General features: G+C 45.1%; 14 protein-coding genes. 5 read left to right on the forward strand and 9 right to left on the reverse strand.

Annotation, left to right across the window (positions count from 1 at the left end; translation table 11 throughout):
- Positions 1-197: 197 nt before the first annotated feature.
- The 3 genes from QUB39_RS21920 to der form a co-directional block, all read right to left on the reverse strand.
- Positions 198-1,193 (reverse strand): energy-coupling factor transporter transmembrane protein EcfT, encoded by a 996-nt coding sequence (locus tag QUB39_RS21920; RefSeq protein ID WP_333210997.1) that lies wholly within the window; start codon positions 1,191-1,193, stop codon positions 198-200.
- 282 nt (positions 1,194-1,475) lie between these two features.
- A complete protein-coding gene (locus QUB39_RS21925) occupies positions 1,476-1,892 on the reverse strand; it encodes a four helix bundle protein (protein ID WP_333057887.1) in 417 nt (138 codons plus the stop codon).
- A gap of 119 nt (positions 1,893-2,011) precedes the next feature.
- Complete coding sequence (der, locus tag QUB39_RS21930) at positions 2,012-3,373, reverse strand: ribosome biogenesis GTPase Der (protein WP_333210999.1); 1,362 nt, start codon at positions 3,371-3,373, stop codon at positions 2,012-2,014.
- Positions 3,374-3,618: 245 nt separating this feature from the next.
- On the opposite strand from der, the gene QUB39_RS21935 reads away from it, so the two are divergent.
- On the forward strand, positions 3,619-4,827 hold the full coding sequence (locus QUB39_RS21935) for a NupC/NupG family nucleoside CNT transporter (RefSeq protein WP_333057885.1): 1,209 nt from the start codon (positions 3,619-3,621) through the stop codon (positions 4,825-4,827).
- A gap of 221 nt (positions 4,828-5,048) precedes the next feature.
- Positions 5,049-5,636, forward strand: a complete 588-nt coding sequence (locus tag QUB39_RS21940; RefSeq protein WP_333211001.1) for an acireductone dioxygenase — start codon at positions 5,049-5,051, stop codon at positions 5,634-5,636.
- Between the two features lie 92 nt (positions 5,637-5,728).
- On the opposite strand, the gene QUB39_RS21945 is transcribed toward QUB39_RS21940, so the two are convergent.
- From QUB39_RS21945 to QUB39_RS21960, 4 genes are all read right to left on the reverse strand, one after another.
- Positions 5,729-6,547, reverse strand: coding sequence for a hypothetical protein (locus QUB39_RS21945; RefSeq protein WP_333211003.1), 819 nt, complete (start codon positions 6,545-6,547; stop codon positions 5,729-5,731).
- Between the two features lie 365 nt (positions 6,548-6,912).
- A complete protein-coding gene (locus QUB39_RS21950; protein ID WP_333211005.1) occupies positions 6,913-7,386 on the reverse strand; it encodes a DUF732 domain-containing protein in 474 nt (157 codons plus the stop codon).
- A 190-nt stretch (positions 7,387-7,576) separates the two neighbouring features.
- Entirely contained in the window at positions 7,577-8,197 is a 621-nt protein-coding gene (locus QUB39_RS21955) for a cupin domain-containing protein (protein ID WP_333211007.1), read from the reverse strand.
- A 144-nt stretch (positions 8,198-8,341) separates the two neighbouring features.
- Complete coding sequence (locus tag QUB39_RS21960) at positions 8,342-8,908, reverse strand: sigma-70 family RNA polymerase sigma factor (protein WP_333057880.1); 567 nt, start codon at positions 8,906-8,908, stop codon at positions 8,342-8,344.
- 782 nt (positions 8,909-9,690) lie between these two features.
- Between QUB39_RS21960 and QUB39_RS21965 the strand changes: the two genes are divergently transcribed.
- The 3 genes from QUB39_RS21965 to QUB39_RS21975 all read left to right on the forward strand — a co-directional run bounded on the left by QUB39_RS21965 (position 9,691) and on the right by QUB39_RS21975 (position 14,193).
- Positions 9,691-10,905: a DUF4331 domain-containing protein gene (locus QUB39_RS21965; RefSeq protein ID WP_333057878.1), complete on the forward strand. Its 1,215-nt coding sequence runs from the start codon at positions 9,691-9,693 to the stop codon at positions 10,903-10,905.
- A 102-nt stretch (positions 10,906-11,007) separates the two neighbouring features.
- A complete protein-coding gene (locus tag QUB39_RS21970) occupies positions 11,008-12,414 on the forward strand; it encodes a hypothetical protein (RefSeq protein WP_333211009.1) in 1,407 nt (468 codons plus the stop codon).
- A gap of 273 nt (positions 12,415-12,687) precedes the next feature.
- Entirely contained in the window at positions 12,688-14,193 is a 1,506-nt protein-coding gene (locus tag QUB39_RS21975) for a HoxN/HupN/NixA family nickel/cobalt transporter (protein ID WP_333211011.1), read from the forward strand.
- A 221-nt stretch (positions 14,194-14,414) separates the two neighbouring features.
- Here the strand turns inward: QUB39_RS21975 and QUB39_RS21980 are convergent, their stop codons facing one another.
- Positions 14,415-14,852: a DUF6918 family protein gene (locus QUB39_RS21980; RefSeq protein WP_333057875.1), complete on the reverse strand. Its 438-nt coding sequence runs from the start codon at positions 14,850-14,852 to the stop codon at positions 14,415-14,417.
- Positions 14,853-15,382: 530 nt separating this feature from the next.
- Entirely contained in the window at positions 15,383-15,565 is a 183-nt protein-coding gene (locus tag QUB39_RS21985) for a hypothetical protein (protein ID WP_333057874.1), read from the reverse strand.
- Positions 15,566-15,761 lie beyond the last annotated feature (196 nt).

Consider the following 15,761-nt stretch of genomic DNA (forward strand, 5'->3'; position numbering starts at 1 on the left):
AGGTCTTGGTTCTCTAAATATTTGTCTCCATTACTTTAGCAGGACTGTCGCGCACCAGACAAAACTTACTCAAATGTTGGCCTGTACTCCAAACGACGAGCTTCATCAGTCATTCCCAATTCTTCAATCTCAAATCTAATCAATCAATCAATCAATCAATCAATCAATCTAAAATCTAAAATCTAAAATCTAAAATCTCAACTGTCCCACCCCCAAACAAAACGGGCGCTCCAGAGGACGAGCAAGCAGCCGAGGGCGATCCAGTCTCGGATTTTCAATTGCAACTGGTGCCATTCTACACGGTGTCGATCGGGACTGGTGAAGCCGCGAACTTTCATGGCGCTGGCTATTTGTTCAGCTCGCAGGAGCAAGTTTTCTAACAGCCGCTCGGCTATCATCAACCACACTTGAGCTGCGCTGCGAAATCCGAGTTTTTTCCAGTTTATCGCTCTGGTTCTGACCGATCGCACTAAATTTTGTATTTCTTCCAATACTAGGGGAATAAATCGCAAAGATAAAGTTAATGTTAAGGCTATTTCGGTAATAGGCCAGTTCAAGCGGCGCAGGGGCTGCATTAAGTTTTCAAGGGCGGCGGTAATTTCTTCGCTGGCTGTGGTGAGAAGGTAGAGGTTGGTGCTGTAAATTACTGTGAAAAATAGGGTGCTGACGTTGATAGCTAAATCTAGGGATTTGCGAGTGATTTTAATCGGGCCTTGTTTTAATAAAACGTAACGGTAGTTTGTGGGTTGGGGGAGTTGATTTGGGCTTTGGGCTTTGGGATTGGGGATTGGGGAGTTTGAGCCTAAGTTAAAAGATTGGTACCAGGGTTTGGGCTTTTGAGGGGGTGGAAGGGTTGCCGGCTGTTGGGAAAAGGTTAATTCGTCGGCGGGGATGCGGGGCTGGTGTTCTGCGGGGAGTCCGTCGGGGGCGATCGCGCTGAGGCAAAATACTAATAGACAGAATAGCAGCAGGAGTCCCATTTGCTGTTTCCACACGCGCAAGGGAATTGCTGCAGTTAGTGTCAGTACGATTAACATTCCTACTAGCATCAACCGCCAGATGGGATTGGCGAGTATTGGTGCAATCAGAAATGTCATCAACCAAGCTAATTTGACGCGGGAGTCTAGCCGGTGAAGCCAGGTTACGGGTTGTTCTAGGTAAAGTCCTATGGGGAGCGATCGAAGTAAGTCCATCTTGTCGATTTTAGATTTTAGATTTTAGATTTTAGATTGAGGGATTGATTGATTGAGGGATTGAGGGATTGAGGGATTGATTGATTGATTGATTGATTGAGGGATTGAGGGATTGATTGAGGGATTGATTGATTGATTGATTGATTGAGGGATTGAGGGATTGATTGATTGATTGATTGATTTTTGAATGGGATTATTTGATTGAGCAATTGATTTTTTGATTGGGGATTATTTGATGTTTTGATTTTTGATAGGAAATTTTTGTTGAATTTTGACATTTTTTTATTTGCGATTTGCTGTTGGGTTTTTAGCAATTAAAGTTTTGATGGACGCAACAGTCATCGCTAAAATCTCATTTGTTTCTGACATGATACTTTTCAATTTAGTGGCATCTACCAATTCAGCTTCAACTATTAACTCCATCCAGTAAAGACTTTCATCCGCTTCTTCTTCCACTATCCTGAGTTTAGAAATTAAGTCTGCTGTTGACTTCGCACGACAAGCCGCTCGATAATTGGCTCCTACAGAAGTTGCTGAACGAATTAACTGCTTGCCAATTACCTGAGAAGCGGAGCCTTTGGGCAGCGCATCTACTAGCTTAATAACTCTCAATGCTAGCTGCTTTGTTCTTCTTTTAAACTCTTGTTCGTCCACCTTGCGATTTGAGATTTTAGATTGTTTGATTTGGAATTGTTTCAAATACCAAGTAATTGAATTGCCAAGAGGCGAAGGAAGACAAAAGAAAAAAATCGCAACTTAATTATACCATTAAACTGCGTTTTCTCTTTAATCTAAAATCCAAAATCTAAAATCTAAAATCACTTCACGCGCAGTGCTCTGTTGGTTGTGCTCATTTCTGTGGCACGAACTTTTTTGCCTCTCCAAAGTAGCCGCATTGGTGTACCGGTAAAGCCTAGATGTTTGCGGAATTGGCTTTCCATGTAGCGGCGGTAATTTTCTGTGAAGCGTTTGGGATCGTTGACAAATAGGGCGATTGTCGGTGGCTGCGATCGCACTTGAGTACCGTAATAGATTTTGCCTTGTTTTCCTTGGCGGGTAACTGGGGCTGAGTGCCAGGTTGTGGCTTCTTCTATGACTTCGTTAATGACTGCGGTAGGGACGCGACGTTTGTGTTCGTCGGAGGCTTTGTCTACTAATTCAATGATTTTTTCAACTCGCTGTCCACTCATGGCGCTAACAAAAATCATTTCTGCCCAGTCGAGGAAATAAAGTCGGGTTCTGACTTCTCTTTCGTACTCGTATATTGTGTCGGACTCTTTTTCTATGGCATCCCATTTGTTGACGACTATGATGCAGGCGCGACCTTCTTGGCTGATGCGATCGGCTAATTTTTGGTCTTGATCGGTAACGCCGTCGATTGCGTCAATTACTAATAGTATGACGTTGGCGCGACGGATGGCTTTGAAAGCGCGGTTGATGCCGAAAAATTCTGCGCCGTATTCGACGTTTTTCTTTTTGCGAATTCCGGCTGTGTCGATCAGGCGGTAGGTTTTACCGTTGCGTTCTACTAAGGTGTCGATCGCGTCGCGGGTTGTGCCGGAAATTGGGCTGACTATGGCGCGATTTTCTCCGAGAAATGCGTTTAACAAACTCGATTTGCCGACGTTGGGACGACCGATAATTGCTACTTTAATTTCCTCAACTTCTGGTAATACTTCTGTGGGAAGGTAAGTAATTAATTTGTCAAGCAATTCGCCGGTGCCGTTACCGTGAATGCCGGAAACTGGGTAAGGTTCTCCGAGTCCCAATTGCCAAAAGTCGGCTGCTTGGGTAAGCCCTGTATTTTCGGATTCGCATTTGTTGACGGCGAGAATGACGGGGACTTTTTGCAGTCTCAGCCAAGATGCGATCGATTCGTCGCCGCCGGTGAGTCCGGTTTTGCCGTCTACTACGAAAATTGCTGCGCTGGCTTCTGCGAGGGCCGCCATTGCTTGTTCGCGAATTAAAGGCAAAAATTCTGTTTCGTCGTCGAATACTAGCCCGCCGGTGTCTACGACTTGATATTCCCGATCGCCCCAGTATGCTGGTCTGTAAGTGCGATCGCGCGTGATTCCTGGTTCGTCGTGGACGATCGCGTCTTGGGTGTTGGCTAAACGGTTGACGAGCGTCGATTTGCCTACATTGGGGCGTCCAATAATAGCAACTATAGGTAGAGACATAAAAGTAGCAGCAATTAGGCTGCGCCGTGATTTTGAGGTTTAGCCTTTTATTGTAAGCGAAACTGGCTGATATTGTATGCGATCGGGCTGCATCGTGTATTATACGCCCTCCGGGGCTGTGCTGCCCGCGCCGCGAACTCATGGCGACCTCTGGAAACGAGATAAAGTACGATCGGGCTGTTAATCTGGATTACCAGAGCCTGGTAACGACAAATGCTTGCTGCACCTTCTCTAAAAATTGCTAAATGGAACGACTTATTTCTGTATTCGGGTTAGCTGTTTTTGTCGGTTTGTCCTACGTCTTTTCAGTCGATCGGCGCGCTGTCAAATGGCCGCCCGTATTGTGGGGAATTGCTTTACAGCTAATTTTTGCTATTTTGATTCTCAAAACTGCTCCGGGTTTGGCTGTCTTTCAATTTTTTGGAGATATGGTGACGCAGTTTCTCAATTTTTCTGATGCCGGGGCAAAGTTTATATTTGGAGATAATTTTGCCGAACACTTTATCGCTTTTAAAGTGCTGCCGACTATCATTTTTTTCTCTTCGTTTATCACCATACTTTATCACTACGGCATTTTGCAGCGAGTTGTGCAAGCAGTGGCATGGTTGATGATTAAAACCATGAAAACTTCCGGCGCAGAAACGCTTTCTTGTGCTGGGAATATCTTTATCGGGCAAACCGAAGCTCCTTTGTTAATTAAACCTTATTTGGGGGCGATGACGCTCTCGGAACTTCATGCTGTCATGACGGGAGGATTTGCCACAATTGCCGGCGGAGTCATGGCAGCTTATATTTCTTTTGGAGTACCGGCTCAACATTTAATTTCGGCGTCGGTGATGTCTGCACCAGCAGCTTTGGCTATTTCTAAATTGCTGTACCCGGAAACTGAAAAGTCGCTGACGGCTGGGGAGGTGGAGGTGAAGGTAGAACAGGTTTATGCTAATGCGGTAGATGCGGCGGCTTCGGGTGCTAGCGACGGGTTGAAGTTGGCGGCGAATGTGGCCGCTATGCTGATTGCTTTTTTGGGTTTGTTGGCTTTTTTTAATGCGCTTTTGGGGTGGTTTGGAGGGCTAATTAGTTTGCCTCAGTTGTCGCTAGAATTAATTTTTGCTTATTTGATGGCTCCGGTTGCTTGGCTGATGGGGGTGCCTTGGGCTGATTGTGCAGAGGTGGGGATTGTTTTGGGAAAAAAAACGATTTTGAATGAGTTTATTGCTTATTTAGATTTGATGGAATTGGTGAAACAACAGGCGATTTCTGAACGATCGCAAATTATCTCGACTTATGCTTTGTGCGGGTTTTCTAACATTGGTTCGATCGGGATTCAGATTGGGGGAATTGGCGCGATGGCTCCGCAGCGGCAAGGCGATTTGGCTAGGTTGGGCGTGAGGGCGATGATTGCTGGCTCTTTGGCTTGTTTTATGACTGCTTGTATCGCGGGGATGCTGATTTGAAAGTTTTGAGTTTTTAGTTAAGCTGTGCGGTGCTTATGGTGCACCTTACATTAACTCCAGTAAATCTTATTAAATAAAAGTTAAAAAAACCACCAAATTATTTGATGGGTGCTATTGGTTTGATAATTGGCGAGGCAGGAGATGGAATTTTAGCGATCGGCTATTATTGAAAAAAAGCAGGATTTTAGTTTTTGACGAAAGCTTAAAACAGCAGCTTAAAAATGGAAACTAAATTTCCCTCAAAGCTCAAAACATTAGGTGGTAATATGGCTGTTCTGCAACTAGAAGACGGTAGAACATATACGGATATCCGGGCGATCGCGAGTCAACTGGCAGTTTTAAATATTGAGATCGATTCCCTGCCCGCCAACGAAAATCCGGCGTTTCAAGAACTGCTAGTTCAAGACATTCTCAATGTAACAGAAAAACAGCAGATTCTCGCAGCATATAATAGCGAGTTTGAACAGTTTAAGCGCGCCAGCGGATATCGGTGGTGCGACTTAAAAGTGCTGCATCCAGGTTCGCAGCAGATTTACGCGCTGATGACTCAAAGCGATCGCACTCACACCCACACCGATGCAGAAGTTCTTCACATTTTAGCTGGGGAATGCGTTTTTGGGTTTGTGTATTCTAACGGCTCTCAGGTACAATTAATGCTGGAAGCTGAAGAATACATTAAAGTGCCTGCCAATACCGAACATTGGTTTTATCTCACTCCGTCGCTGTACTTGAAAGCCTTGCAGTATTACACCAGTGCTCAAGGCTGGGTTCCTAAGTATACCAACAGGAAACTAAAAATTACAAACTAAATCTAGGGTGCGCTTCGGCGCACCTTCCTCTATCAAAATAGGCGATTGAAATGGCGACAATACAAAAAAAGTCTTTCTCTAAAAGACGAGAATTAAATGCTCTCTACTTCATTAGGTGCGGCCATTTCAATTTCTTCGCAACGCTGCAAAAGCGCTTCTATTTCCTGAGCTAAAAAAATTACTTCCGGCCAAGAAGAACCATTAATTAAATCTTGAGCGTGAGCTAATTTGTTTCTCAATGCTTCTGCTGACTTTAAAAAACGCTCCCCGTAGCGTTTGGATTTGAGCCCCAGCCGATCGACTATTTCAGCAGAAGTCAGGATTAAATCTCGCTTGTCGCAGAATTGCAGGTAATCGATTAAGTCAATTGCTTCATTTCGCGATCGCCCCAATTCCCAAAGGTGTTTTGCGGCTAAAATACGATCGCCCTTAAGCAATTTTTGCCAAGAATCTTGGGGAAAGTAAATCCGCACGATCCGCAATAAATTCATTTCCAAAAGCGTCACCAATCCAAACAGCAGCATCCGCACCGGTGCTTTTTGTAAATCGCCGCAGGTAACGATCCCGTCGATCCTGTTGCTTTCCAATACAAATAATCTGGGTTTTTCTCGCAGCAGCGGCAGCAATTCCATCAAAGGAGTCGAGGCGGCAATTAATTGGGAGGGGTGAAAAATTTGCTGGTAGTCGCTGCACTTACCTGCGATTAAGTGCGATCGTTCTACATAGCCGCAAACCGTGCCATTTTCTTCGATACCGAGCACGTCAAAATCGCGGGCCTCCATCCACGATCGCAATTTGGCTGCGTCTTCGCAAGCTGGGACAGCTTTCAGCGGTTCCGCGAGGTATTTAACTGTAATGCTGTCTTTGAATAAATCCCGCAAGTCGGCGGAACTTGATTTTAAATGTTTCATCTCATGTCCGGTAATTTCATGAATCGTTGCCCGACAAAATGACAATTAATATTGTAACTGCCAGTAAAGACGCCGTATTACCGTGGGAGAATCTCAGTTTTGTAAAAAGCGTTTTTTAGAAGTGCGATCGTCCCCCTTGCACTCCTGTAAAATCAAAACTGAGATGCTGCCTTACCCAAGGCGTGTCAACTTAACGTTAAACCCTCAGTCCGCCAGGGAATGAAACCCCTGGCTCAAAGCGAAATTCCTCGCTACGAGGACTAATGAGTTCTTCAGTCCTCTTTGAGAGGACTTTAGCTATGAGACAGGGAATTCATTCCCTGGCGGACTGCCGGTGAGCGAGAGGACTGACAGATTTCATGATATTACTTACTGGCTAATTCCGGGCAATAATGATTGGCGGCAAGGGTGGTAATAATATCGGCATCGGCGAGAAAACTTTCTTTGGCAGTTGGATTTTCGATACTGACAGCTTGCCCGATCGCCCTTAATTTAACTTCCGGCAGAGAAAGTCCCGATTTTGCTTCCGCACACATTCTTTTAGCGGCCGCAATTTTTTGACCAGGGGCCCTTCGGATTGCTTGCAGTAAATTATCCGTTGCTTCGGGAGAGTAGCTTTTTGCTAAGCGTTGATAGTCTTCGATAAATTTCCCATCGTTTCCTGTCAGCTTAATGTCGGATTCTTGAGGCGAACACAACAAATTTAAGTTAATTACTTCTCCCACTGAATTAACCAGAAAACATCCTTCGCGTTCTTGGGCGATCGCGCTTTTGTCACTGGGTACAAATTGTATAATAACGGCGGACAAAACAGCAGTTAAACGCGAGTAATTTAGCATGATAATTACGTGATATGTTTGGGATTTTTAACCGCAGAATGCGGAGCAATATGGCGTTTTTGAGTTAGAGCTTGTCAGGTAAATTAACCGAAATAATTGTAGGGGCGGGTTTCACCAACCATCTATACTTATAACTATAAATTTACATAAACCCGCCCTCCAAGCTGTCGGCAATTTAACAAAAATAATATCAGACGAACATTTCGTTGTCTAGGGAAGTTTTCATTAACAGCAAACATCCCCCTTGGGTGAGGGGCGAATGTGTGGAACCGGGAACCGATCGAATGTAGTCGCCTTGATGGCAAATTTCCCCTTCTACAATTAAGTCTCCTTCTAATACAAGCACTTCCTCCGAGGCAGCGTGTCGGTGCAGGGGAAATGTTACTCCAGGTTCTAGGCGCATCAAGCAAGTAATTTCGCGCTTTTTTTTGTCCATGTAAAGCTTGCCGAACGAAACTCCCGGAACTCCATAAGATTTCCATTTGACATCGTGCGATCGCACGATTAAAGATGGAGTATTGTTCTCTGTTGGGGAAGTAGCAATTGGCTTGATATTGGCTGATTCGGCCGGGATTGGCGGCAGTTCGGCTATACGCTGGAACAGGCGGTTTTTGAGGTCGGGGGCGACAGGAACTGGGGGGGCTGTGTAGGCGATCGCAGCAATTGTGGATTCCCAAGCAGCTAATTCACTTGTAAGTTCTGCGGAATCTTTCAATTTCTCTGCAAATGCGCCGCGTTCTGACTCGTCGAGGATATCGAGAGCTTGAAGGGCTGCAAGGATTTTATATTCCTCGTCTGGCATCATTTCCATCTGTTTTCCGCCATTAATTGTAATTCAGCCTAGGTTGATTTTAAACTGGAAATTGGTCTGCTGTCCTCGCACTCCAGATGGATGATTGGAGAGGTCATAATTTTAGATTGATGTTAAACAACTTAAATTTTGTTTTTTGACTATCTAAAATTCTTCGCTCAAAGCTTGACGCAATTTGGAAATACCCAAGCGAATTCTGGTTTTGATTGTACCTGTCGGGATACCAGTTTTAGCTGATATCGCCGCGCAAGTCAGCCCTTGGTAGTAGGCGAGTTCGATCGCCTCTTGCTGTTCTTTTGGCAGTTTTTCTAAGGCTGCTTTGACTTGTTCGCTGCGTTCTTTAAACATTGCATCTTCCATCGGTTCTGCAACGCTAGAGATGGGTACCTTCGCATCTTCCAGACAAGCTTCAGCAGCCCGGACATTTCGCTGGATCGATCGCAGCCGATCGAGGGAACGACTGCGGGTAAGCATGAACAACCACGTATCTGCTCGACTGCGAGAAGGATCGTAAGTTGCTGCTTTTTGCCAAATTTGGGAAAAAACATCGATTACCACTTCTTCAGCTTCTTCTACCGAACCCAGGATTTTGTAAGCGAGAGCGTAGCTTGGGCGACCGTAGCGATCGTAAAGTTTAGCTAATGCCGTTTGGTCTTTCTGGGCAATCTGCACTAAAAGCAGCGATTCATCGCCTGACTTCTGGCCTGTCATCTCAGTGTACCGAAAATTTTTGTTTTGACTGCACAGATCCAAAATTAAAAATTCGGCGTATATCACTACAGAACATAATTGTAAGTTTGAAGTTGGGGTACAAACTGGAGTATGCCTTTTTAGGCTAACTTTGTCGTGCTTTGAATTGTAAAAATCCCAAGTCATCTGGAATTTTACCACCTAATTAGTGATTTTTTTTAGACTTAGCAATCCGCTTTATGCAGAACGAAAAAATCCCTGAGCGTGAAGAGTCAATCGATTTTGGATTTTGGATTTTGGATTTTCGATTTTCGATTAAAGAATTGAAGCATTGACTTGCGCGAGATAAATACGTTCGGCAAGTTTCATCGGATACAGGTTTTTTATTTCTGGACGGATGAATCACGTGGCGGGTATCCTGGATGCGGGAATTGTCAGAACCGCGCCCTTCACTCGTTCCCAAGCTTTGTTCGATCGCTCCCAATAAGAGCCTGGGAACCCGTATAAGCGAGGCTGTGGCTCCACTCGATCGAGGGAAGCCTTGTCTGGGAGCAGGCATTCCCAAGCATAGTCCGGGAACGAGTAAATCCTCAATAACACACTTTTTTCCCTAAATTTATCTTGAAGCACAGATCCAAAATTGCCAAACCTTCGTATACCACCAATAGGAGAAGGCTCAGCAATAGCGCAAAAGCCCGACAGGTTGACAGATTTCAACCTGTTGCTACAAAAGTAAAACCCGCGAATGCGGGTTATTTACCATTGATTTGTGCAAAAAATTCATTGCAATAAAGGTGCTAACTGTGAAGCTCACAAAAAAAATTCGCCGAACCATACTAGCTATTGAAGTAGCTCTAATTGCTCTATTAACTCCAGGGATAATTGTCGCTTCTGACCACGACGACGGCGAAGTAGATATCAAAGGTCGCGCGGTCAATTTAACTGACCTATATGTATATCGCGAAAAAGACCAAAACTCCGGTGCTGCGGACGGGGATTTAGTATTTACCATGAATTCAAATCCCAGGTCTGTCGCCCGTTATCAATATTATTTCAGCACTACAGCCCTCTACCAATTTCACATCACGCAAGTAAGTGACGTGAATTCTACACCTACTGGACGTTCGGATATTATCTTGCGGTTTGCCTTCAGTCCGCCTAACAATAGAGGTATGCAAGCGGTAGCTGTAACTGTTGTTCGCAACGGCTCGGAGACTGTTGCTAAGACTACAGTTAACGGCGGGCTAATTGCCACAACTCCGCTGAATTCTAATGCTGTTGTAAATACAGTACCTGTGGGCGGTTCTAACTTGACTGTATTTGCGGGTTTACGCGAAGACCCGTTTTTCTTTGATGTGGAACAATTTTTCCGAGTTCGCGCCGCAGCTTTGGGAACGGGGCCGCGCACTGCTTTTAAAGAACCGAGTCAAGCGATCGACTTTACTAAAGGTTACAACGTCAATACAATTGCTGTCCGCGTTCCGAAAGCGTTTTTGCAAGCAGGAACAGGGGCAAATACTTTTGATGTTTGGTCAACAGTTTCGATCCGGGATGGAGCTGGCGGTTTTAAACAATTCGAGCGTTTGGCAAGACCTGCAATTAATGAGGGTTTGATAGTTACTCCCGCTTATCTGGAAGCATTCAATAATATTCCTCCGAGATTGGATTTGAGCGCTGCTGCTGCTCCGGTGCGTCAGGAAGCTGTTGCTACTTTGAATGCTGTCGATCTTTTGGACGGTCGGGATAATGTCGATCCAAATGCGATCGCCGGAGCTTTCTTACCCGATGTCATGCGGATCGATACCACAAAAACCAGCGGCTACGCTAGCGCTACAAATGCTCAAGGAAGCTTGATCGGAGGTCGTATGCTGATGGACGACGTTATTGATATCACTCTGGGAGCTTTGGTGGGTTCTCCGGTTGGCGATAACGTTTCTTATAACGGAACTCCGGGAAATCCGGCTCAGGGACACAAACCTTTAGAACCGACTTTTCCTTATTTGGCTTTGCCTAATTAGTCATTAGTCATTAGTTATTAGTCATTAGTCATTGCTTATTGGCTAATGACTGATCGGAGATGCTTTTTTTAACCGCAGATGAACGCTGATTAACGCGGATGTATGAAAACTAAAACTAAACATGAAATAAAATCGGATATTTTCTCATGGGGGATGCTGATAGTAGTTCCTTTAGTTGGGATGGTAGTAGTAAATTTATCTCCTAATTTGCGTTTTATTTCAGATAATTTTTCTAACAAAAATCCCGAAAATCTCGATACTAATTACCGATATCATTTTTCGGAAAGTTTGAGAAATAATCCCAATCAAAAAGAAGCAATTCAGCAAGAAATTGCTTTTTACCAGCAGCGATTGGCTGTTGATTCCCGCAGCGGTTTGAACCGGGCGGCACTGGCTGGATCTTATTTAAAAATGGCTCGCGCTACTGGGGAGGGAGGTTGGTTTTTATTGGCAGAACAAGCGGCTCAAAGGTCGATCGCCGATTTGCCTTTTGACAACCAAGGTGCGCTGTTAGTTTTAGCTCGAATTGCTGAGGCAAGACACGATTTTGCTACTGCTTTGCGCTTTGCTAAACAGGCGGGTTCTGACAATGAAGATGCGATCGCCCTTTTAGTTACATCTAACTTAGCAATGGGAAAAGTGAACGAGGCAAATGCAGCCGCAGAAGCCTTAGTTAACCGGATTCCTAACTTGGGTTCTCTCACTTTGAGAGCTTTAGTGAGAGAGTCTCAGGGCCGAGATGCTGAGGTTGTGCAGGATTACCGGCAAGCAATGGCGGCGGAGGAACCAGGAGAGGTTGCTGGTTCGGCGCGGGCCCGATCGCTCTTGGGTCGATTTTACGCGCGTCGCGGGCAGTTTGTGCAGGCGAAAGCACTGTTTTTGGAGTCGCTGCGCTTGGTGCCGCGATACCCGCTGGCGCTGATTTATTTGGCGGATTTGGAGACGCGGCAGGGCAATTATCGGGAAGCGGAAGGCTATTACAGCAAGGTTTCTGCGTATTCTGGCGGGGTTGAGACTGTGTTCGATCGCATTGTCGATCGCGGTATGGCGAGAGTTAAAGAGTTCGAGGGAGATGCGATCGAATCCCGGCGACTTCGCGACAAAGCAGAAGCGGGGCTGCGACAGGAACAGGTTTCTGGATCTGGCGGTTTCGGGCACCGCAGGGATTTAGCGAGTTTGCTGCTGGAAAAAGGTCGATCGCAGGATGTCGCGGAAGCGCTGGCGTTAATGCAGGAGGAGGTGAAAATTCGCCGGGATGCTGTGACGCTGGATACTTTGGCTTGGGCGCTTTCCGCCGCAGGGGAATGGCAAAAGGCCGATCGAGTGATGGCCGAAATAGTGCGATCGGGGATTCGGGATGCGGGTATGTTTTACCGGGCTGGTGCGATCGCCCGGACTTTAGGTAAAGATACCGAATCTCGCGCTTATTTTCAAAAGTCCAAGGAAATTGACCCTAATTTTGACGATCGAGCTCGCCAAGCATTGGGTTTGGGAAGTTATGAATTTTGAGATTAGCTAATAGCAGCCATTCGGCCAAATTCGCCATTCCGTCAATCCGCCAGGGGTTGAAACCCCTGGCTAAAAGCTTAAGTCCTCTTGCATAGGAATGAAATCCGCAATTGTTGAATTTGATTAGCTATTCAGTCGGTTTCAACCGACTTTCGCTCTCTCGACGGGGATTTCAATCCCCGGCGGACTGTGAGACTCACGAAAAGAGCGATCGCCTAAAAAATCACAACACACACAAATACTTACCAAAAAACTTACAAAAAAAAGGAATTTATGCTGTACAAAATGAACCGACTTTCCCAATTATTCATCCTATTCTTCCTAACACTTTCCTTCTTAGTAACAACCTCAACCCGACCAGTTTACTCGCACTGGGCAGACTTATCCGTAGCAGAAATAGTAGTCAACGATTTGCAAACCGAAATAACATTAACTTTCCCAACAGGCTTAACAAACTTCGCCGACGACAATCGAGACAGCCAGCTACAACCTGCTGAAGTTCGCAGCCACCAAACACAGCTAGAAAAGTTTTTCAGCCAACAAATCCGCCTCACAAACAGTAGCAACATTCAAGGCTCCGTAGCAGTAAAACCGCTAGAAATAGCAGCTAAAAGCACCAGTGTTATCCAGCAGCCCAATACCCACAGCACCTTAATTTTACACTACACCTGGCCCGCACCTTCTCAAGATAAAACCCCCGCTTTACCTGATGCAATTTCCATCTCCAAACCAGAGCAATTGCGGATTAATTACAATCTGTTTTTGCCCGGAGTTCCGACAGCTAGCTGTCAAGCTACGATTGTGCAAGCCGGTGCTGTAAAAAGCTTTGTGTTTACGCCACAAAACCGCGACTTTTTGTTAGCAGGAAAGGAATCTATCTGGGATTCAGGTTGGAGTTTGCTGCTAGCAATAGCGGGAGCATTTGCTTGGGGATGCGTGCACGCGATGTCGCCGGGACACGGAAAAACCATAGTCGGCGCTTATTTAGTGGGTTCGCGGGCTACTCCCCTACACGCTTTATTTCTAGCAGCGACGACTACAATTACTCACACTGCCGGCGTATTTGCTGTGGGCGGAATTACTTTGTTTGCTTCTAACTTAATTGAGCCAGAAAAATTAGATCCTTGGCTGAGTTTAATCTCTGGTTTATTAGTAGCCTTCATCGGGTTTAACTTACTCTTATCAAAAATCAAGACTAGGTTGGTAGTGAGGACTGAATTTCTCAAAAAAATCAAAAGTAAAATTTTTAATAATAAAAACTGGTTTCTAAGGACTAAAGTCTTTACTGCGGAATGTGAAGAACCAGTAAATCTTTTGACTAGAGGAAGTTGGGAGCGAGAATTTAAGCCTGTAAAACCCGATATATCTCACCACTACCACCATCACGGAGACGGCCGGATTCACTCGCATTTGCCGCCGGGTGCTGACGGTTCTGCTATTACTTGGAAAAGCTTATTGGCGTTGGGAATTTCCGGCGGTTTGTTGCCTTGTCCTTCCGCTTTGGTGATGCTGTTGAGTGCGTCGGCTTTGGGCAATGTTGGTTTGGGAATGACGTTAGTGGTAGCGTTTAGTTTGGGGTTGGCTTTAGTGCTGAGTGCGATCGGATTAATATTAGTTTATGCCAAACGGAATTTTGATAAACTGCCAAAACAGATAACAGCAGTCAAATTTCTGCCGACGATTAGTGCGATGTTTGTAATGTTTTTGGGCTTGGTAATTACCGGACAGGCTATGTTGAAAATATTGGCTGCAAATCAATGGGTAATTGGCAATGGATAAGCATAAAATTAGGACTCTCCCTCCTAACTACAAACTTACGAATTAAGCTGTTACGCATTTAAATGGAAAATTCGGGACAGGCTAGAAGCCCGTCCCACAATAGTTTTATGGATTTTTGACACACAGTTTAAATGTAAAACAGCTTAGTCTGATTTTAGATACCCGATTTCTTGAAGAAGCCGGGTATCGGGGTATTCTGTTTTTTAGCCGTTGCTCACTTATCAGGCCGCACTATGTTTATTAATAATTTCGGCTAAATCCGGTACTCCCTTTTCCACGTAATTCTTGGCTGAGGGGCGGAGTTTGGCATAGGCGCCTTTAACCATCGATCTTGTGCTTTTCTCGACCCTTTTGTCGCTGATTTGGAGCAATTCGTCTGCTACTTCACCTTTTCTTTGGGCTAGATATTCTACTGGGTTGCCATTGTTTACCCCTTCAGCCCACATCGGATCGAGTGCGATCGAGATTTCTGGCAGAAGTTGATCGACGACTTGGGCGCAATAGTCCGCCCGTATCCCCTTGACAGTAGAGTAGGCAGCTTTCAGAGCCAGACCGCCCAATCCGGAGGCTGCTGCAACTTGTTGGTCTATCAACTTTACACAGTCATCAACAAAAGTTTCTCTGTTGTTTTCATTCAAGAGAATATCACTAAGTCCCATTTTCGCTTTCCTTGATTTAATAGTCAATGTGCTTATACCAATTTTTTATGCGGCTGCATAGAATCCGATCCCCCCTAGCCCCCCTTAATAAGGGGGGAACAAGATTCTTATCAAAGTCAACCCCTACTCCCCAACAATCAGGGCGATTTAGGGGGATCGAGATATGTGCAACTTTACAATAAATTGGTATTATTAGCTTCGAGTTCAATCTGACATCATATATCTATTTTGAGCCTTTACTCAAGGTTTCCCAAGTTTTTTAAGGTTTGAATGTCTCTATGAGACAACCTAATGTTGAGATATTTCTAGTATGTTATGGGAATTAATGTTCAATCTGCTACTCATTATTGACCTGGGGTTTGTAGTAAGGGCTTTAGTCCTTATTAGGTGATATTAATGAGGACTAAAGCCCTGACTACAAACTGATGAGTTGCGAACAGTCACATAAAAAAGAGAACAGCTCGATAAAAATATTAGAAAGGCTCTGCCTAAGTCCGATCGCACTTGCACGTATGAGCTGGCACGTATAATTAGGATTGGACATTCGGCTTGAGGCCAGCAGGTACTGCAACGATGGGAAGTTGCAGGGTTTGAGCCGGACGATCGCTCGATCGCAATACTAAATTTTTGGGTAACTTTGCGGAAGTGCTCAGTCCGGGAAATATGTGAAGCGATAAGGTTAAGCCGGCCGCTAATAATAATTTTTCTAACATGGCACTCTCTCCCATACATATGCCCTAGGGCATAATTCCTCTTACACCTACAACATATAAACATCCTCAGTCCCTTGGTGCGATCGCACGGGCCTAGTCTAAGTGACATCTATCACCACGGAGAAGGGGGTGATGGGGATAGGGGGTGTAGGCCTAGGGGGTAATGGGCATTAGAGATGTGGGGCAGAGTGGAAAA

The organism is Microcoleus sp. AT8-B5, assembly GCF_036705565.1.
Lineage (GTDB): Bacteria > Cyanobacteriota > Cyanobacteriia > Cyanobacteriales > Microcoleaceae > Microcoleus.

Bases quoted from the DNA above. Each gene is read 5' to 3' on its own strand.
- QUB39_RS21935 (WP_333057885.1), top strand. From the start codon at position 3,619: ATGGAACGACTTATTTCTGTATTCGGGTTAGCTGTTTTTGTCGGTTTG.
- QUB39_RS21960 (WP_333057880.1), bottom strand. From the start codon at position 8,908: ATGACAGGCCAGAAGTCAGGCGATGAATCGCTGCTTTTAGTGCAGATT.
- QUB39_RS21950 (WP_333211005.1), bottom strand. From the start codon at position 7,386: ATGCTAAATTACTCGCGTTTAACTGCTGTTTTGTCCGCCGTTATTATA.
- QUB39_RS21980 (WP_333057875.1), bottom strand. From the start codon at position 14,852: ATGGGACTTAGTGATATTCTCTTGAATGAAAACAACAGAGAAACTTTT.
- der (WP_333210999.1), bottom strand. From the start codon at position 3,373: ATGTCTCTACCTATAGTTGCTATTATTGGACGCCCCAATGTAGGCAAA.
- QUB39_RS21920 (WP_333210997.1), bottom strand. From the start codon at position 1,193: ATGGACTTACTTCGATCGCTCCCCATAGGACTTTACCTAGAACAACCC.
- QUB39_RS21955 (WP_333211007.1), bottom strand. From the start codon at position 8,197: ATGGAAATGATGCCAGACGAGGAATATAAAATCCTTGCAGCCCTTCAA.
- QUB39_RS21985 (WP_333057874.1), bottom strand. From the start codon at position 15,565: ATGTTAGAAAAATTATTATTAGCGGCCGGCTTAACCTTATCGCTTCAC.
- QUB39_RS21970 (WP_333211009.1), top strand. From the start codon at position 11,008: ATGAAAACTAAAACTAAACATGAAATAAAATCGGATATTTTCTCATGG.
- QUB39_RS21975 (WP_333211011.1), top strand. From the start codon at position 12,688: ATGCTGTACAAAATGAACCGACTTTCCCAATTATTCATCCTATTCTTC.
- QUB39_RS21940 (WP_333211001.1), top strand. From the start codon at position 5,049: ATGGAAACTAAATTTCCCTCAAAGCTCAAAACATTAGGTGGTAATATG.
- QUB39_RS21945 (WP_333211003.1), bottom strand. From the start codon at position 6,547: ATGAAACATTTAAAATCAAGTTCCGCCGACTTGCGGGATTTATTCAAA.